The organism is Rhodothermus profundi (assembly GCF_900142415.1).
In the GTDB taxonomy this organism is placed as follows: Bacteria; Bacteroidota; Rhodothermia; order Rhodothermales; family Rhodothermaceae; genus Rhodothermus; species Rhodothermus profundi.
On record NZ_FRAU01000002.1, the window covers coordinates 193327 to 210871 of the forward strand.

Annotated in this window: 16 protein-coding genes and 2 tRNA genes; 4 read left to right on the forward strand and 14 right to left on the reverse strand. The window is 59.4% G+C overall.

Annotated features, from left to right (window positions below):
- Positions 1–19: 19 nt before the first annotated feature.
- The 13 genes from BUA15_RS04335 to BUA15_RS04395 form a co-directional block, all read right to left on the reverse strand.
- Positions 20–790, reverse strand: coding sequence for an NADH-quinone oxidoreductase subunit B family protein (locus BUA15_RS04335; protein WP_072714748.1), 771 nt, complete (start codon positions 788–790; stop codon positions 20–22).
- 4 nt (positions 791–794) lie between these two features.
- Positions 795–1661 carry an FAD/NAD(P)-binding protein gene (locus BUA15_RS04340; protein WP_072714749.1) on the reverse strand — a complete coding sequence of 289 codons (867 nt, stop codon included), beginning with the start codon at positions 1659–1661 and terminating at the stop codon, positions 795–797.
- Between the two features lie 6 nt (positions 1662–1667).
- Positions 1668–2159 carry a cyclic nucleotide-binding domain-containing protein gene (locus tag BUA15_RS04345; RefSeq protein ID WP_072714750.1) on the reverse strand — a complete coding sequence of 164 codons (492 nt, stop codon included), beginning with the start codon at positions 2157–2159 and terminating at the stop codon, positions 1668–1670.
- Complete coding sequence (locus tag BUA15_RS04350) at positions 2137–3291, reverse strand: 4Fe-4S dicluster domain-containing protein (protein WP_072714906.1); 1155 nt, start codon at positions 3289–3291, stop codon at positions 2137–2139. The genes BUA15_RS04345 and BUA15_RS04350 overlap by 23 nt, the downstream gene beginning before the upstream one ends.
- Before the next feature lie 161 nt (positions 3292–3452).
- Positions 3453–4463, reverse strand: a complete 1011-nt coding sequence (locus BUA15_RS04355; protein WP_072714751.1) for a thiamine pyrophosphate-dependent enzyme — start codon at positions 4461–4463, stop codon at positions 3453–3455.
- Positions 4464–4479: 16 nt separating this feature from the next.
- Complete coding sequence (porA, locus tag BUA15_RS04360; protein ID WP_072714752.1) at positions 4480–5679, reverse strand: pyruvate ferredoxin oxidoreductase; 1200 nt, start codon at positions 5677–5679, stop codon at positions 4480–4482.
- A 4-nt stretch (positions 5680–5683) separates the two neighbouring features.
- Entirely contained in the window at positions 5684–6610 is a 927-nt protein-coding gene (locus tag BUA15_RS04365) for a 2-oxoacid:acceptor oxidoreductase family protein (RefSeq protein WP_245771914.1), read from the reverse strand.
- On the reverse strand, positions 6610–7989 hold the full coding sequence (locus BUA15_RS04370) for an NAD(P)-dependent oxidoreductase (RefSeq protein WP_072714753.1): 1380 nt from the start codon (positions 7987–7989) through the stop codon (positions 6610–6612). The genes BUA15_RS04365 and BUA15_RS04370 overlap by 1 nt, the downstream gene beginning before the upstream one ends.
- Positions 7990–8142: 153 nt before the next feature.
- Positions 8143–8799, reverse strand: coding sequence for a hydrogenase nickel incorporation protein HypB (hypB, locus tag BUA15_RS04375; RefSeq protein WP_072714754.1), 657 nt, complete (start codon positions 8797–8799; stop codon positions 8143–8145).
- Positions 8800–8802: 3 nt separating this feature from the next.
- Positions 8803–9396, reverse strand: coding sequence for a HupE/UreJ family protein (locus BUA15_RS04380; protein WP_072714755.1), 594 nt, complete (start codon positions 9394–9396; stop codon positions 8803–8805).
- A 320-nt stretch (positions 9397–9716) separates the two neighbouring features.
- On the reverse strand, positions 9717–10502 hold the full coding sequence (locus tag BUA15_RS04385) for an MvaI/BcnI family restriction endonuclease (RefSeq protein ID WP_072714756.1): 786 nt from the start codon (positions 10500–10502) through the stop codon (positions 9717–9719).
- 16 nt (positions 10503–10518) lie between these two features.
- Positions 10519–11451, reverse strand: coding sequence for a DNA methyltransferase (locus BUA15_RS04390; protein WP_084660515.1), 933 nt, complete (start codon positions 11449–11451; stop codon positions 10519–10521).
- Positions 11452–11815: 364 nt separating this feature from the next.
- Positions 11816–11888, reverse strand: a tRNA-Asn gene (locus tag BUA15_RS04395).
- 418 nt (positions 11889–12306) lie between these two features.
- Here BUA15_RS04395 and BUA15_RS04400 point away from each other — a divergent pair.
- The 3 genes from BUA15_RS04400 to BUA15_RS04415 all read left to right on the forward strand — a co-directional run bounded on the left by BUA15_RS04400 (position 12307) and on the right by BUA15_RS04415 (position 14660).
- Positions 12307–12393, forward strand: a tRNA-Leu gene (locus BUA15_RS04400).
- 424 nt (positions 12394–12817) lie between these two features.
- Positions 12818–13300: a GNAT family N-acetyltransferase gene (locus BUA15_RS04410; protein WP_072714758.1), complete on the forward strand. Its 483-nt coding sequence runs from the start codon at positions 12818–12820 to the stop codon at positions 13298–13300.
- Positions 13301–13448: 148 nt separating this feature from the next.
- Positions 13449–14660 (forward strand): NAD(P)/FAD-dependent oxidoreductase, encoded by a 1212-nt coding sequence (locus BUA15_RS04415; RefSeq protein WP_072714759.1) that lies wholly within the window; start codon positions 13449–13451, stop codon positions 14658–14660.
- Here BUA15_RS04415 and BUA15_RS04420 read toward each other — a convergent pair.
- Positions 14657–15784, reverse strand: a complete 1128-nt coding sequence (locus BUA15_RS04420) for an FAD-dependent oxidoreductase (RefSeq protein ID WP_072714760.1) — start codon at positions 15782–15784, stop codon at positions 14657–14659. The genes BUA15_RS04415 and BUA15_RS04420 overlap by 4 nt on opposite strands.
- 111 nt (positions 15785–15895) lie before the next feature.
- On the opposite strand from BUA15_RS04420, the gene BUA15_RS04425 reads away from it, so the two are divergent.
- Entirely contained in the window at positions 15896–17542 is a 1647-nt protein-coding gene (locus BUA15_RS04425) for a 4Fe-4S dicluster domain-containing protein (RefSeq protein WP_072714761.1), read from the forward strand.
- The last annotated feature ends 3 nt before the right edge of the window (positions 17543–17545 follow it).

The window sequence follows — 17545 nt, forward strand, 5'->3', positions numbered from 1 at the left end:
CCGCCGATCAAGGTCTGGGTTAGGGCAGGGTAGCCTTACGAAAATCCGGAGCATATGCGTTGAACGTGCGTAGCGCTCGAGCGGCATCCCGCGTTGACACCTGGAGTTTGGCCTGCCACCAGTGCATGAGCGAAGATGGATTGGGCGTTTCCTTGGGCCCGAAACAGGCATAGCAGCCTCGGTCATAGCGAGGACACAGGGCACCGCAGCCGGCCTGCGTCAGGGGTCCCAGGCAGGGGGTACCCCGGGCTACCATGACGCAAACCGTCCCCTGACGCTTGCACTCGACGCAGACGCTGTAGGTGGGGATGTTGGGACGGCGCCCCTGCAGGAAGGCCGTGATGACTTCCAGAAGCTGGTGCTTGCTGATCGGGCAGCCGCGCAGTTCAAAATCGACGGGTACGTGCTCGGCAATCGGCGTCGAAGTGGCCAGCGTCTCAATGTATTCCGGGTGGGCATAGACGATGCGCGTGAATTCGGCCACGTCCTGAAAGTTGCGCAGTGCCTGAATGCCACCGGCGGTGGCGCACGCGCCAATGGTTACCAGAAAGCGCGACTGTTTTCGGATCTGGCGGATACGCTCGGCGTCGTGCGGCGTCGTGATGGAGCCTTCCACAAGGGATACGTCGTAAGGACCGCGCACAGTTGCACGTGACGCTTCCAGAAAATAGGCGATTTCAACCGCGTCGGCTATGGCCAGCAGTTCATCTTCACAGTCAAGCAGAGTGAGCTGGCAACCGTCGCAGGAGGCAAATTTCCAGACCGCCAGTTTGGGTTTGCGTCGGGTCATGGTTTCAGAGCTCACGAATGGTCAGCCATCGGGCGATCCGGGCAAAGTTGAACACCGGCCCTTCCTTGCAGAGGAAGGTGGGGCCAAACTGGCAGTGGCCGCACAGTCCGATAGCGCACTGCATGTTGCGCTCCATGGAGAGGTAGATGCGGGTGGCCGCTACACCGCGCTCCTGGAGTGCTTTAGCGGCAAAACGCATCATGATTTCCGGGCCGCACACCAGCGCGACAGTTTCTTCGGGGTCAAAATGAGCGCGGGGCAGCAGGGTGGTGACCACACCTACGTGCCCGAACCAGCCGGTGCCCGCATGGTCGACCGTAACTTCGACCTGCATGTCGAACCGTCCTCGCCAGCGTTCCAGCTCGCGCAGGTACAGCAGATCCCGGGGCGTGCGGGCGCCGTAGAGCAGAACCAGGTGCCCGTACCGGCCGCGGTGTTGCAGCAGGTAATAGATAGCCGGACGCAGGGGAGCCAGGCCAATGCCGCCTGCCAAGATCACCACGTCCTGCCCCTCGGCCGCCTCGACCGGCCAGGCACTCCCAAATGGTCCGCGCACGCCCAGCACATCTCCCTTTTGCAGGCGGCACAGGACCGCGCTGACAGCTCCTACAGCTCGAATTGTGTGCACCAGCCGCTCCGGATGGGCGGGGTCGCCACTGATTGATACAGGGATTTCGCCAACTCCGAACACATAGAGCATGTTGAACTGACCCGGACGGAACACCAGGCCGTTCGTTTCAAGCGGAGTCAGTTCCAGCGTGCAGGTGTCGTGCGTTTCGCGCCGTCGGCGCACCACCTGCCAGCGGACAGGGGTCATGGGTGCATGGGTCCGGACGGCATGCGGGCAGGTCAGGAGCGTTTCGGCCGGCATAGAAGGTCAGGAGTACAGCGGTTGACGTCGGGAGGGCGTCCCGTACATGTCGAGCAATTGCAGGCGCGTAGCCTGCAGGCGTTCCACGATGATTCGTACAAAACGGCTGAAGATTTCGTAGCCCAGGCGCGGATCTTCGGTGCATTTCTGGCGGATGCAGGCGCCGTCGAAGGCCAGGGCTCGCACGAGCGTCAGGGCCCGCGCGTCAAACTGGTTGCGATGCGGGGGCACCAGCCAGGACCAGCCCAGCACGTCGCCTTCGCTCAGGGTCTGGATGGTTACTGCACCCCGTTCGGGCAGGTGCACTTCGAGGGCCACGCGGCCGTAGCGGATCAGGTAAAAGGTGGTGGCCGGTTCGCCTTCTCGAAAGATGTACGTTCCGGCGTTGAAGCGCACGTTGCGGGCGCATCCGGCAATCAGCTCCAGGTACGGGGCGTCAAGCCCCTGAAAGAACGGATGCTCGGCCAGGAGTTCTTTAAGCGGTCGTTTTGCGGTCATCGGGATGGATGGGTTGGTAGGTGGAACGGAGCGCGGCTACTTCTTCGGTCAGGTCGATCCCGACCGGGCACCAGGTGATGCAGCGGCCACATCCCACGCAGCCTGTTACACCAAACTGATCGATCCAGGTAGCCAGCTTGTGCGTGAGCCACTGGCGATAGCGGGCGCGTGTGCTCTGGCGGACGCTACCGCCGTGCAGGTAGGAGAAAGCTACCGAGAAGCAAGAGTCCCACTGTCGAATGCGTTCGGCGGTCTGCCCCGTCAGGTCGGTTACGTCTTCGACTGTGTGGCAGAAGCAGGTGGGGCAGACCATCGTGCAGTTGGCGCAGCTCAGGCAGCGCCGGGCTACCTCGTCCCAGCGTGGATGTTCGTAGCAGTCGTAGAGGAGGTCTTTAAGCCCATTGCAGTCCAGGTGGCGCTTCATCTGCGTTGCGGCCGCCTGAAGCCGGGCATTGGCGGCGGCTACCTCATCCGGCCGGGCTTCGCGATGGGGCACGTCGGCCAGCACAGCGCGACCGGTTTCGCTCCCTGCGGTCACGATAAAGTAGTGTTGGTCTGCTTCCAGCACCTCGGTCAGGGCCAGGTCGAAACCCGAGGTGACACAAGGACCTGTCTGCATGGAAGCGCAGAAGCAGGTACCACCGGGCTGTGTGCAGTTGACAGCCAGTAGAAATAACCGCTCGCGCAGCGCCCGATAGTAGGGATCGACGTAAGGGCCTTCCAGAAAGACCCGGTCCTGCACGGCGAGGGCTGCCAGTTCGCAGGCACGCACGCCGATGAACGCATAGGCGGTGTCGGGCAGGGGCGGTGTTTCTACGGTGAAGTCGCCCGCTTCTGTTCGGACGGCCCGCCACAGGCGCAGCGTGGGCGGAAAGAGCCATTGCTTCCAGCTCTGCGGACCAACGGCATAGCCAAACAGCGCCGGGTCATCTCGGCGGTGCAGGCGATAGGTCCCACCCTCCTGCTTGTCGGTCCAGCCAACGGGCAGATCGGTGCTGCTTTGAATCCGGTCGTAGACGATAGCGCCGTCGCGTACGCGGGGACCGATCAACGTGTAGCCGCGCGCAGTTAGCGCTTCCAGTAGCGCATCAAAGTCCTGGCGTTCCAGAAGCCAGATGGTTGTTGCGTTCATGCTGCCCTGGCTGTCGTACGGATCCTCTTCGACAGGCCCCGCCAGGTCCGTTCTCTTCCGCAGAAAAGCCCTCCCGGACGCTTCCGAGCTCCACGCTTCAAAGAGCATTTGCCAACCACAGCGTGCAAGGGATCAATTGTGACGTTCTGGTTACGGAGCGCTCACACTTCCAGCAGTCGCCCCTCGCATTTGCGCAACAGACGGTCCCAGGCGCGGTTAACCTGTTCCTGCAGCATGTCAAGCAGGTGGCGATTTTCCGGGCGGAGCAGGTGGCGGAACCGGTTCTGCGTTTTGATCCACTCGGCAATGGGGCGTGGTTTCGAGGGGCGGGCGTTCAGCCAGTATTCGCCGTCAATGACTTCGTAAAGGGGCCAGAAACACGTTTCGACGGCCAGGCGGGCGATCTCGACCGTCTGGGCGGGATCGTAGCCCCAGCCGCGCTGGCAGGGCGCCAGTACGTTGAGGAAACTCGGGCCGTCTGCCTGCACAGCCATCTGAATCTTGCGCACCAGATCCTGCCAGTGCGAGATTGACGCCTGGGCCACATAGGGCACGTGGTGGGCGACAGCGATTTCCGTCAGGTCTTTGCGCTGTTGCAGTTTGCCCAGACTCTGCGTGCCCACGGGCGTCGTGGTGGTGTAGGCCAGTGGAGGGGTAGCGCCGCTGCGCTGGTTGCCGGTGTTCATGTAGGCTTCGTTGTCATAGCAGATGTAGGTGAAGCGGTGTCCGCGTTCCAGGGCCCCCGAAAGCGCCTGCAGTCCGATGTCGTAGGTGCCGCCGTCGCCGCCGAAGACGATAATGCGCACGTCTTCCGGGAGCTCGAAGGGAGCGGGATGACCACGCTGACGCTTGCGCTGGAGCACCCGGAAGGCAGTTTCTACCCCGCTTGCTGCGGCTGCCGCATTTTCAAAGGCCACGTGCAGCCAGGGGATGTTCCAGGCTGTTGCGGGATAGCGGGTGGTTGCCACCTCCAGGCACCCTGTAGCATTGACAACGATCACGGGTGTGTCGATGGTGTTCAGCACCATGCGCACCACCAGGGGTACGCCGCAGCCTGCGCAGAGCGAGTGCCCCCCCTGAAAGCGCAGCATGCGCTCTTCGCGTTCGGCCAGTTCTTTGAGCGTCTTCGGGCGCAGGCCTTTGCCATTGGGTTGAAGGCGTGGGGTTGCCATGGCTGCTTCGCTCGGGTTAGGCGCGCACGCCCAGGTAGTGCATCACCGGGGGCGTGTGCGGATCCTGGATGCGGGTCAGGGCTTCGGCAATCTGGTCGGGCGTGACGTCGCGTCCGCCCAGTCCGTACGTGAAGTTGTACAGGCGGGGCCGTGCGGCTTCGGGCAGGGCATAGAGGGCGGCTGTGAGCTCCGCATACAGCGGGCCCCAGCTACCGAACGATAGCGCCCGGTCCATTACGGCTACCGCCTGTTTGTTGCGCAGCGCTTCGGCTACCGCGGCATGCGGGAAGGGGCGGAAGAGCCACAGCTTGAGCAGGCCCACGGGTTGGCCTTCGTTCCGCAGCCTGTCGACCACCACTTTTGCGGTGCCGGCTGTCGAGCCCAGCACGACCACGGCAAACGCAGCGTCATCGAGCCGGTAAGCTTCGTAATAGCCCCGATAATTTCGTCCGGTGGCTTCGGCGTAAGCCTGCTGCACTTCGGGGAAGACCTCCAGCACCCGCCGCATGGCCTCGTCCTGCTGCCGCTTGTGCTCGTAGTAAAAGTCGGGCATGTCGAACGGCCCCTGCGTGGTTGGACGCGTGGTATCCAGCAGCGGATAGCGTGGCCGGTAGCGTCCCACGAACGCGCGGGCCACTTCGTCGGGGAGCAGTTCGACCGCCTCGGCCGAGTGCGTGAGCGTAAAGCCGTCCAAGTTGACCAGGACGGGCAGGAGTACCCGTTCGTCTTCGGCCAGGCGCACCGCCATCAGCGTATAGTCGTAGGCTTCCTGGGCATTTTCGGTGAAGATCTGGACGGCGCCGGCATCGCGCGCCAGCATGGCATCGGAGTGGTCGCAGTGGATGTTGATGGGGCCGCTCAGCGCCCGGTTGCCCAGCGGCATTACGATGGGACAGCGCATAGAGGCAGCTATGTAAAGCACCTCGATCATGAGCGCCAGGCCCTGCGAGGCGGTGGCCGTCATGACGCGGGCTCCGGCTACCGAAGCGCCGACGGCGGCACTCATGGCCGAGTGCTCCGACTCCACGTTGATGATCTCGCTGTCGCAGCGGCCGTCGGCCACCATCTGCGCAAACTCCTCAATGATCGGCGTCTGGGGCGTGATCGGATAGACCGGCACGACGTCCGGCTCAATCTGGCGCATGGCATGCGCCACGGCCTGCGCACCTGTCAGCAACTGAGCGGTTTCGAGTCGGGGAAGGACCACCAGCGTCATGGCTTTATTTCGGGTTGGGCGAGACCGACGCAGCGACCGGTTCGGTGGCGCCTTCGGGAACCATGGTCAGGGCGCCTGTGGGACACATCGCCACGCAGATCCCGCAGCCTTTGCAGTAGTCGTATTGAAAGCCCTCCATGCGGCGGTTGCGCACTACAATGGCTGGCTCCGGGCAGTGCGCCCAGCACAGCAGGCAGTTCACGCAGAGCGTTTCGTTGAAAACCGGCCGCTCGTTACGCCAGCCGCCGGTTTTCGGAAACTGGCGAATGTCCGGGGTGATAACGCCGCCGATAGGCAGCGCATAGTAGGGAGGTAGGGCGCGGCTGCTCTCCGGACGGGACCGTGGCGGCAGCGTGTCGGGCGGAACCGCTTCGAGCCTGACTGTTTCGTGGTAGCCTCGTTGTAGGGCTTCCACGTTAGCCGTAACGATTTCAGGCCGACGCTTACTCAGAAACGCCCGCAGCGCGTCTTCCAGCACGGGCAGCTCCAGAAAGTCCAGTGTGCGAGCCAGGGCGCCGAGCAGGGGGACGTTGGCGAAGCGGGAGCCTGTTTCTTCCGCGATCCGGGTGGCCTCGACGCACACGATGCGTCCCGGATACCCGGTCTGAGTCCGGATCGCCTCCGGTGAGCGTGCGGTGTTGATCACCAGGGCGCCGTCCGGATCCAGTCCTTCGCACACGTCTTCGGCATCCAGCAGGGTTTCATCCAGCACAGCCACCCGGTGGGGCGTGTACACCCCGGAATGCAGCAGGATCGGGCGTTCGTCCAGTCGATTGTAGGCGCGTACCGGGGCCCCACTGCGCTCTGGGCCGTACTCCGGAAACGCCTGCGCATAGGTCCCGCTGCGCAGGGCAGCCAGCGCCAGCACTTTCGACACGGTGATGGCGCCCTGGCCTCCGCGTCCGTGCCAGCGGATTTCCAGCATACGCATCAGGCGTCCTCCTTCCCGTCGGTTGCCGGCGACGGTTTGGTGCGACGCCGGGGAGTAATCAGGCGGTCGATGGCGCGGGCTGCCAGCTTTCCATGCTGCACAGCCTCGACGACCGTGCCGCCCCCGTTGACGCAATCGCCGCCCGCAAACACCCGGGGATGGGTTGTGCGAAAGTTTTCATCCACCCATACCCGACCATGCTCCAGCCGGATCGAGGGCAGGCTGGTGAGCAGATCGGTACGGGGTTGCTGTCCGATAGCGAAAATGACCGCGTCGGCCGGTACCACGAAAGCAGTGCCTTCGACCACCTGCGGTCGCGGCCGACCGCCCGAGGGATCAGGCACCAGGCGCGTGCGCATGCATTCGACCCCCTGCACGCGCACCTCTCCCAGCAGACGCACCGGCAACGTTAGCCACTCGAACTGAACCCCTTCCTCACGGGCGGCCTCCACTTCGTGCCGGAAGGCGGGCATTTCCGCTTCAGTGCGTCGGTAGAGCACCGTTACGTGCCGGGCGCCCAGTCGGACGGCCTCGCGTGCCACGTCGATGGCCGTATTACCACCCCCGATAACCACTACCTGATCGCCAAGAGGAGGGGGATGCAGGGCCTTGATTCGTTCAATGAAGCGAAGCGAGGGCCACACGCCTTCCAGGTCCGCCCCTTCCATTTCCAGGGGAACGTCACCGTCCATGCCCACTCCCAGAAACAGCGCATCGTGCTGCGCTTCCAGGGTCGCCAGCGATACGTCCTGGCCAATGCGGGTGTTAAATCGGAAGGTGACGCCCAGCGCACGGATTGCTTCCACCTCCTGTGGAAGGGGGGCCACCATCTGCTTGTAGGGCGCAATCGCTGACACCACCAGACCGCCGGGTTCTGGGCGCGCCTCGTACACCGTGACCTGATGTCCCAGCCGGGCCAGTTCGGCCGCGCAGGCCAGTCCGGCGGGTCCGGCCCCCACGACACCAACGCGGAGTGGTTGCTGCGTTTGCCGGGGACGGGGATGAATGGCCGCCCCTGCTTCGAGTGCCGCGTCGGTGGCGTAGCGTTGCAGGCGGCCGATAGCCACGGGCCGCCGCTTTTCATGCGTCAGCACGCAGGCACCTTCGCAGAGCGCTTCCACCGGACAGACGCGCGCGCAGGTGCCGCCCAGCACATTGGCCGCAAAGATGAGACGGGCCGACGTCAGCGGATCTCCTTCCCGGATGGCCCGGATGAATCCCGGAATGTCGATCTGAGTGGGACAGGCTTCAATGCAGGGGGCTGGACGGCCATCCCGTCCGCATTCCAGACAGCGCGTAGCTTCCAGAAGAGCCTGTTCGTCCGTCAGGCGGGGGCGCTCCTCTTCGTAAACCGAACGCATATCTACGGAGATATCCATGGTGCGGCCCCCGGTTGGTGGCACGTCGTAGGATAGCAGCGCGAGATTACCTGTAGTACTGACTATAAGATCGCCCTGTTGTTGCGTTTGGCGGGTGGAATAAGGCAAAATAGATGTGAATAGAATGGCAAAAAGTTATGGACGATTTATGTATTACAATACATTGGTTAACCAGGTAATCCAGGGGGTCAGCCCTTCGCCTGTTCGGCAGGAGAGCTCGAAGACGGGGGCCTGCGTGAGAGCGCGGAGATGCCGGTAGAATGAGCTGCGGTCGAAGTCGCACAGCGGGGCCAGGTCGATTTTGTTGAGTATTACCGCGTCGCTGCGGGCAAAGATGGCAGGATACTTGAGTGGCTTGTCGTGTCCTTCGGCGGCGCTGACCAGGCAGATGGTGTGATGGGCGCCCAGGTCCCAGTGGGTTGGGCAGATCAGGTTGCCAACGTTTTCGATAAAGAGCAAATCGAGCGCTTTCAGGTTGAGTTGTTGAAGGGCGTCGGCGATCATGCGGGCTTCGAGGTGGCAGGTACCGCCCGTGTTGATCTGGACCGCATCGCAGGCGCCTGCGGCGAGCACCTGGCGGGTGTCGATGCTGCCGGCAATGTCGCCTTCGAGCACGCCGATGCGGTAGCGGTCGCGCAGGTGTTCGATGGTGCGGCAGATCAGGCTGGTTTTGCCAGCGCCCGGGGCGGCGATCAAGTTGACGACGTGCACGCCAGCTGTATTGAAACGCTGACGTAGCTGACGGGCCAGCGCGTCGTTGTCGGCCTGCACGCGGCGGGCTACCTGGATGATTTTCAGGTTTGGATCCATCGCTTAAAACAGCAGGGCTGCCATCGACACAATCGATACCAGGCCGGCATATCGAAAGGCAGCGGTTGCCTGTCGTTGCTGGAGCCAGCGGCCGGTGGCGTAGCCCGTGGCAGTCAGCAGCGCCGTGCTGGCCATCAGGCCGGTTACGTACGGCAGGTTTGCCCCGGGCGACAGTTCGGTGCCGTGGACGTGCCCGTGCACCAGTCCAAGCAGGACGACCAGCAGCAGGCTGAAGGCGGCTGGTGGACGCAGCGTCAGCATCAGGGCGATGCCCAGCAGCAGCACGGAAGCCAGGGTACCTGCAGGGGCAACAGGCGTGGGCCAGGCAAAGCCCAGTGGCAGGCCTACCAGCAGGGCGCTCAGGAAGATCCAGGGCAGGTGGCGTCTGGCCGCAGGGTGCTGGAGCGTGGCCCAGAGTCCTACGCCCAGCGCGGCCAGCAGGTGGTCCAGTCCGGTCAGCGGATGCAGCAATCCTTGGGCGAAGCCGGTAGGGGGCACGACACCCGTGTGCGCCTGTGCGGAGAGGGGCATCAGGGTCAGAAATGCGGGCAGCCAGCGTCGAAGCGTCATCGGACGTTCAGGACGAGCCCGTTTCATGATTGCCAGGAGGTTTCGTGGAGGGTGGAGGGCAGCCTTCATAAAATGAAATGAATTGCCGTTGGGTAATCAGGCAAGCATTCCTGCCACAATCCGCCAAAAAATCACAGGAAAAGGATGTTGTTGGGCAACCTTGATTTGGTGAAGAATACTATGGGACAGGGATATAGTGGATTTGTCATCTATATATCAAGTTGATTTATTATACCTAATAACTAAATAGTAACGTTGTATTCTACTTTGTTGATATCGATCAGATGTATACAGAACCGTCCAAAAAGTAATCTACCGTAACGAGAACAAAAAACTTCGGTATAGATTTAGATTTCAGTTACTTTTTGATATAAACAGGGAAGCATATTTCTTCGAAGTCTAAATTTTGTTCCATGGTTATGACCTGTACGAGCATCAAAATCTATAAACACAAATCCTTCTTCTAAACCCTTTAACAAGCCATCCAAGCTAAAAGATTCTAAAATATAAATCTTAGAATAACGAAACCAGAGTTGCCCCTTTTCATCTCTGCGACATTCTGCTAAAACAAGAAAACAGTTCAATAATTTTGTGCCGGCCTTATGCTTTAAATCATTGAATCCCCAGTAAGGTTGGGGATCTAATTCCCCTAATCCTGCTCGTTGCTTTACACTTTGAAGCCACTGCTTATGCCGTGGATCTACAGCAGAAGCATCAAATGAAATTAATACTTTCTTGGCATTTCTGTCCACCACTACTTTAAAACCTCTATCACTCCTACGATCTCCACTTATAGTTTGCCGAAACGACATTTCCCCTATAGGATATTTACGTCCAGCTTCTTTATGTCTCCATCCATATTTTGGAAGTAAAATATTAGAGACAATTCGTAGGGCTCGCGGCGAAGGTTCCAAATGAAAGAGAGTGACCAAAGAAGTAGTGTTAAGCCGTTGAGTTTTCAGCTCCCACTCTGCTGCGTTAGGAATAGGTAAATTGTTTTCTTTAATCCCTAACAAATCTTCAAGGGTGTTGCCTATACCTCCATCATTACCAGGTCTGGTATTAAGTATCCATCCTTTTTGTCTGATTTCTTGAAGCTTTTCTATCAAAGATTTTTTTGTATAAATCTGCATGGTGAATTCTGTTGCTTTAGTTTGAAGTCTTCCAAAAATCTAGCAAATATTCAAAAGTTGTTCCCATAGTAATATAATTTGAAGGCCATCCAAAGATACCAACTCGGTTTACAATATTTGTTCGATCCCAAATGATAATATTTCTGAGCTCATAGCCTCGCTTTCGTAATTCTTCTACAACAGCTATATGGATTGTAATTCTTTTGTTTTCCCACCACATATCTGACACATTAATCACACAATGACCTTTAGGTTTTAGGAGAGGTAGCAACTTCTCAAATATTTCTCCTATAGCTTTAGTATATTGATCAATTGGCATAGTACCTAAATCTCTTGGATCTTGTGAATACTGTTCGATCTTTTCATACTGCTCATTTTTTCGTTCATCACCTCTTCTTGATTTATTCTTTCGTTTTCGATTTAATAAATTAGCATAAGGTGGAGATGTTAAAATTAAGCTTATGCTTTCGGGATAGAAATATTCAGGAATATAGAATGCATCATCCTGAATGGCTACTTGTTGAGATCTATTAAATAGATTGTCTTTTTGTAGCCTTCTTGCACATAAGTCTATATATTTCTCCTGTAAATCAAAGCCTACTGCATTACGATTTAAGTCTTGAGCAGCCACTAATGTGGTTCCACTTCCCACAAACGGATCTATTACAAGTTCTCCTTCATGGGTAAATAGGCTAATGACTCTTTTGGCTAAAGCAATGGGAAAAGTGGCTGGATGTAAATTTTTATCTCTAATGTCACGCTTTTCGTAAGAAAAGCGCCAAACTCCTAGTTGACTTTTAATCCATTCCTTTGGAGTTAAGCAATTAATATGATTTGAATTGCATGTACAAGTTCTAGTATATCCAATAGATAAACGTTTCCTAAAAAAGGGAGAACCGGGCTTTATTATTAAAGGTACTTGTGAAGCTTTCTGAACTTGTGTTTCCATTGCATTTTCTGTGCAGCCTATATTCCCCTAGAACTGAAAGAGAGCACAAGCTCAAATTAGACAAAGACCAACAACCCATTCTTAAGTAAAAGAATATAAGAACTAGATAGAAGATTTTCAACTTATCAAAGATATTTCAAGATTGAAAATATCTTGAAATATCTTTGATAATTATAGTACAAGAAGTTCTGTTTCATAAAAGTCAAAACTTCGATCCTTTCAGACAGGTTCAAAGGTCAGAGCCACTTAAGAAAAGAAAGTGGCTGTAAAAGGACCAAAATGTTAAAGCGCGCTAAACAATGGGTGAGAATTTGGATATAATTTTCACTCTGATGAATACTTCTCTTCTCCAAGTTACATTCTGCTCCTCGGGCAGGGCTCGAACCTGCAACCCCCTGGTTAACAGCCAGGTGCTCTACCAATTGAGCTACCGAGGAGTGAAGCGGCCCATAAATTACAACGGTCCCGCAACCATCGTCAAGCACAGCGCCCTGGCTTGACGGCCTTTTCAAACGCGCAAAACGATCGCAGGTTCACCTGAAACTGCTGGGGATAAAAAGGCTGCGGCCTCGCTTTTCTGGCGAATCTCGGCCGGCAGAGCGGCGACGCGACGCATTTCGTGCCGCTCTTGAAATTTGCCCTGGAGTGCGGTCGCGTTGCGGCGTCAGGAAGCGTCTAATTCGTCAAGGGGCGGGTGTATATGCTTGCCCGGGGAACGGGCAAGGCCCGATCTGATGCCCTGAAATCCTCCGCCCGGGGCGCCCACGCCGTCGTGTCGAAAAGCCCGTGAAGGTGCAGGGCGGGAACTTGCGGAGCGATGCGAGATTTGTTATCATCGCAATCCACAGACCCGATGCCCGGGTGGCGGAACTGGTAGACGCGCATGATTCAGGGTCATGTGGGGGCAACCCCGTGGGGGTTCGAATCCCTCCCCGGGCACCACAAAAAGCCATCTGAGTCCCTGTGGCTCGGATGGCTTTTTCTCATAAGGAGATACTCCACACAGATCGCTTCGTCGCTGGTGCGTTTACGCAGGGGGCACTCCTTGCTGATGGCAGCAAGCGCTCTGGACTTCAGAGAAGACGCCCAGGCCAGACCCGCCCCTTCCTCAGCTATGGCTACCCGCAATAGCCGTTGAGGCGGCCGATGGCAGGTTGGTTTCCCTGAAAGGAGGCGCGTTGACCTGATCTGAACCCCTTCAGGAAACGCATAGCCAACAGAACGGCTCCTTGACCTATCGGCAAAAGACCGGGCAGAAAGCCGAACTGTAGGCGGCGGCTTCTCGGGAGGCTGTTGGTCTGGAGGCCGTCTAACCGTACCTTAATCTGTAGCGGCAGGGTTGCCTTTGCATTTGTCTGGAAAGGGCATGGCAGGAGCATTGTCTGTGACAGTCGGTCCGGTCTTACCGGCAGACGAGGAGCGCGTAAAGCAACTGCTCCAGCAGTGTGGGCTGCAGGATACGGGCGTTCTGGAGCCGAACGGACAGGTGGTTGTGGCCCGAGTGGCCGGAAAGATTGTCGGGATGGCCCGCCTGGAGGTTTATCGCGAAGGCGGATGGCTGCGCTCAGTGGCGGTCGATCCCGCCTGGCAACGCCAGGGGATTGGTCGGCAGCTGGTTGGTGCGATCCTGGCCTGGGCCCGCCGGAACGGTCTGCGGCAGATCTTTCTGCTTACTGAGACGGCCACTGGCTTTTTTGAGCGACTGGGATTCGTGCCAGTTACGCGCGCAGAGGTTCCACCTGCTGTCCGGGCAGCCCCGCAGTTTGCGTGGCCAGCCTGCGCATCCTGCCAGGTGATGCGGTGGACCAATCCAGCGGCATCAGCTCCGGCGCGAAGTCAGCCCACCTGAAAGCTTTTTCAGGATGCTGTAAGGTTTTGGCGTACAAACGCACTCCGGCAATCCTTACACCGAAAGTGTAAGGTTCACGGGCAGCGTCGCCTGTCCTGCTGATCCTATCCTGTCAATACCTGTTCGGTCTAAACAGACAGGAAGGATCATGGGTGACAGGCACCACGAAGTCGTCATTGTCGGAGGCGGAACCGCCGGAATCACCGTGGCCGCGCAGTTGCGCCGGACCAAAAATCCACCGGAGATCGTCATCATTGAACCGTCCGACCGCCACTTCTATCAACCGCTCTGGACGCTGGTGGGCGCCGGCGTCTTTCCGCCAGAGGCCTCCGTGCGGAACGAGGCCGACTACATTCCACCGGGCGCGACCTGGATGCAGGATCGCGTGGTTGCGCTCGACCCCGACCACAACCAGCTCCAGACAGCCGGCGGTCAAACGATCCGCTACGACTACCTGGTGCTGGCACCGGGTATTCAACTGAACTGGGGGCAAATCCCGGGCCTGAAGGAATCCCTGGGGCAATACGGCGTCACCAGCAACTATGCCTACGAACTGGCGCCCTACACCTGGCAGGTGATGCAACAACTCAAGCCCGGGGATCGGGCGCTTTTTACGCAGCCTTCGACTCCGGTCAAGTGTGGCGGAGCCCCCCAGAAGATCATGTATCTGACGGCCGACCACCTGCGCCGACGGGGTATCCCGGACCAGGTGGAAGTTCACTTCTTCACGCCAGGCGTGGTGATTTTTGGCATTCCGGCCTTTGCTCGGACCCTGGAGCAAGTTATCGAGCGCTATGGCATCCAGGTGCATTTCCGGCATGAGCTGGCCGAAGTGCGAGGGCCAGCCCAGCAAGCGGTCTTTCACCTGAAGGATGAGCAGGGGCGCGTGCTGGAAGAGCGGGTTTTTCCCTTCAACATGCTACATGTAGTGCCGCCGCAAAGCGCGCCAGACTTCATCCGGAACAGCAAGGTAGCCAACGCCGATGGATGGGTGGACGTAGATCCCTATACGCTCCAGCACGTGCGCTACCCGAACATCTTCGCGCTGGGCGATGCGGCTGGCCTGCCCACCGCAAAAACCGGAGCCGCCGTGCGCAAGCAGGCACCCGTGGTCGTGCATAATCTGCTTCAACTTCGGGAGCACGGTGCGCTGGTGGCGCCCCGGAAGTATGACGGTTACGCCTCCTGTCCGCTGGTAACGGGCTATGGCCGACTGGTGCTGGCCGAGTTTGTCTATGGCAACCGGCCGGTCTCTTCGTTTCCTCTGGATACGACGAAAGAGCGGCGCTCCATGTACCTCCTGAAGAAATACGTGCTGCCCTGGTTGTACTGGAACCTGATGCTGCGGGGGAAGGCTTAGCGACCGTTTTCGGTACGAAGCGCCTGCCACTCCGCAAAGACCCGGGCAAAGCCATCCGCCAGTTCAGGGCTCGGTCCTTCCAGCTGGATCACGGGCCGACCGGCCGGTGGCAGGCCCTCCGGAAAACGAATCGTGATGCGGCTGTAACGTCCATTGCCGTGCCCGATATAACACTCCGGCGCCGGCAGATGAGGCCCTTCGTAGCGCGCCAGGCCCAGACGGTCCAGCACGGCGTCGGCGGCGGTCAGCCCCTGGGCCGTGGCCACCCCGGCGGTGCGGGGAAGGAGCGTGCGGGTGGCGTCGCCCACGACAAACAGGCCCGGGACGGTCGTCTCTCCCTGCTCGTTTACGGAAACCAGCACCCCGTTGTCCCCCAGAGAATCAAGCAGCGGGGCACGGGTGTGCGGGGGCACAATCAACGCCAGGTCGTAGGACAGGCGGGAGCCGTCCGTAAAAACCAGCGTATCTTCCGTGCTGGCCGACCAATCAGGAGTTCGCCGGACCTGCACGGCAACGCCTGCGGCAGCGCAGGCTTGTAGCAAAAAGTCGGTAACCTCAGGACCCAGTCCGGTCAGAGGCGCTTCTTCAGGGGTGGTCAGCGTAAGCTGCACGTCGCGCTGTCGGCTTCGGTAAAAGGCGGCCAGTTGAAGGGCCAGGCTGTACGGAGCCGGTGGGCAACGGTAGGGCAGGCCAGAGATAACCACGACCAGATGACCGGCTTCAAGCCGGGCAATGGCCTGGCGGGCGGCCTCGGCTGTGCTCGGACTCCAGAAGACGAACCGTCGGGGATGGGGCGGGACGGCCTGAAGGTCCAGGTGCAGGCCGGGCGCTGCAATAACTGCATCCGCTTCCAGCGTGCGTCCATCGGTCAGCACCACACCTTCGCCGCTGGCCTGCTGCACGTCGGCCGCCAGCACCTGAACGCCGCGCAGCCGTACCGGTCGGCGCCAGTGCGCGGCCGGCGCTTCGCCCAGGACGGTAGCTATGGTGCCCGGAAGAAATTCCGAAACTCCTTCTCGGGTGATCAGCAGGAGCTCCAGCCGGCTATCGGCGCGATCGCGCAGGCGCCGAACCGCTGCGATGCCGCCCGGACCGGCCCCGACTATCAGGATACGTTTGCGCATGACCCCTCAATTTTTTGAGATGGGGTATTGATAATACATGATATTACAAATTATCTTTACATGAAAGGGCTGTGAATTAACAAGAGATGCCCGCAAAATGTCTCCGGTGCTATGAACTATGGCTTTCTGATTCGGAATGACCGGTGCATTGGCTGCCATGCCTGTTCGACGGCCTGCAAGAGCGAGAACAATGTGCCGCTGGGCGTCTATCGCACCTGGGTAAAAAGCGTGGAGGTCGGCGTCTATCCCAACGTACGTCGGCACTTCCAGGTAACGCGCTGTAATCATTGTGCCAATCCGCCGTGCGTGCGCATCTGTCCGGTTACGGCTATGTACCAGCGGGACGATGGCATTGTGGAGTTTGATCCGGACGTGTGCATTGGCTGCAAGGCCTGCCTGCAGGCGTGTCCCTACGATGCCATTTACGTGGATCCGGAGACCGGCACGGCGGCCAAGTGTCATTTCTGCGCGCACCGCATTGAGCTGGGGCTGGAGCCGGCCTGCGTGGTCGTGTGTCCGGAGCATGCGATTATTGCCGGGGATCTGGACGACCCCAACTCCGAGATTAGCCGCATGCTGGCTGAGCTGGAGGTAACGGTTCGTAAGCCCGAGCAGGGAACGGCGCCCAAGCTGTTCTATGTGGAGGGCAACGACGCCAATTTGACGCCGACGGCTGTCGAGGCGGCGCCTCCAACGTTCGCCTGGGCCGACGCGTGGTCGGACCGAGCCTGGGAGGTTGGGGGAGATGGCGCGCCCGAGCGGGCAAGGGCTGACCGAACGGCCGATTCTGGGACGCCTATTCGGACGCCTGGCGCGCAGGGCATCCCGGAACCCGGACCCATCTTTATCGGGGAAGGCCGCATGGCTGGCCAGATGACCCAGGTGGCCTACAACGTGCAGCACCGGATTCCCTGGCACTGGCCAGTGCCGGCCTATCTGGTCACCAAAGGGATCAGTGCCGGGCTGTTTTTGCTGATGGCGCTGGGCGTGCTGCTGGGAGGCGTGCCGCCGGTGGCGCCTACGTTGCTGTGGGCCGGGCTGGGCACGCTTCTATTTCTTGGCATAACGACGGGCTTGCTGGTATACGACCTGGAGCGTCCCGAGCGCTTTCTGCGCATTGTGTTTCGGCCGCAGTGGAAGAGCTGGCTGGCCCGGGGCGCCTTTCTGCTGATCGGGTTTGGCGCTGTGGCCGGTCTATGGTGGGTGCTGGAAGGGGGTGCCTGGCTGGGATGGTGGGCCGAGCCAGCAGCAATGCGGCCTTTCCTGCTCGGTGTGGGAGTGCCGTTGGCGCTGGGAGCGGCTGTTTACACGGCTTTTCTGTTTGCCCAGGCAGAAGGACGCGATCTCTGGCAGAGTCCGCTATTGCCGGTGCATCTGCTGGTGCAGGCAGCACTGGCCGGTAGCGCCCTGATATTGCTGACGGCGCCCTGGTTGCCCTGGGAAGCGCGTTTGCTGGAGCTGGCGCGCTGGACGCTGGGGCTAAGCCTGGGGCTGGATTTGCTGGTAACCCTGCTGGGCGAGTTTGGGATGCCCCATGCTTCGGAGGTGGCGGCTCGGGCTGCGCATCGGATCACGCATGGTCCTTACCGGCACCATTTCTGGACCGGCAGCCTGTTGCTGGGGCATCTGGTGCCACTGGCGCTGCTGGCCTTCGGTGGACTCTGGGGGGAGGCTGCCGCCGGCCTGCTGGCCCTCGTGGGGCTCTACCTTTATGAGTACGCTTTTGTAATGGCTCCCCAGGAAATTCCCAATAGCTGAAGC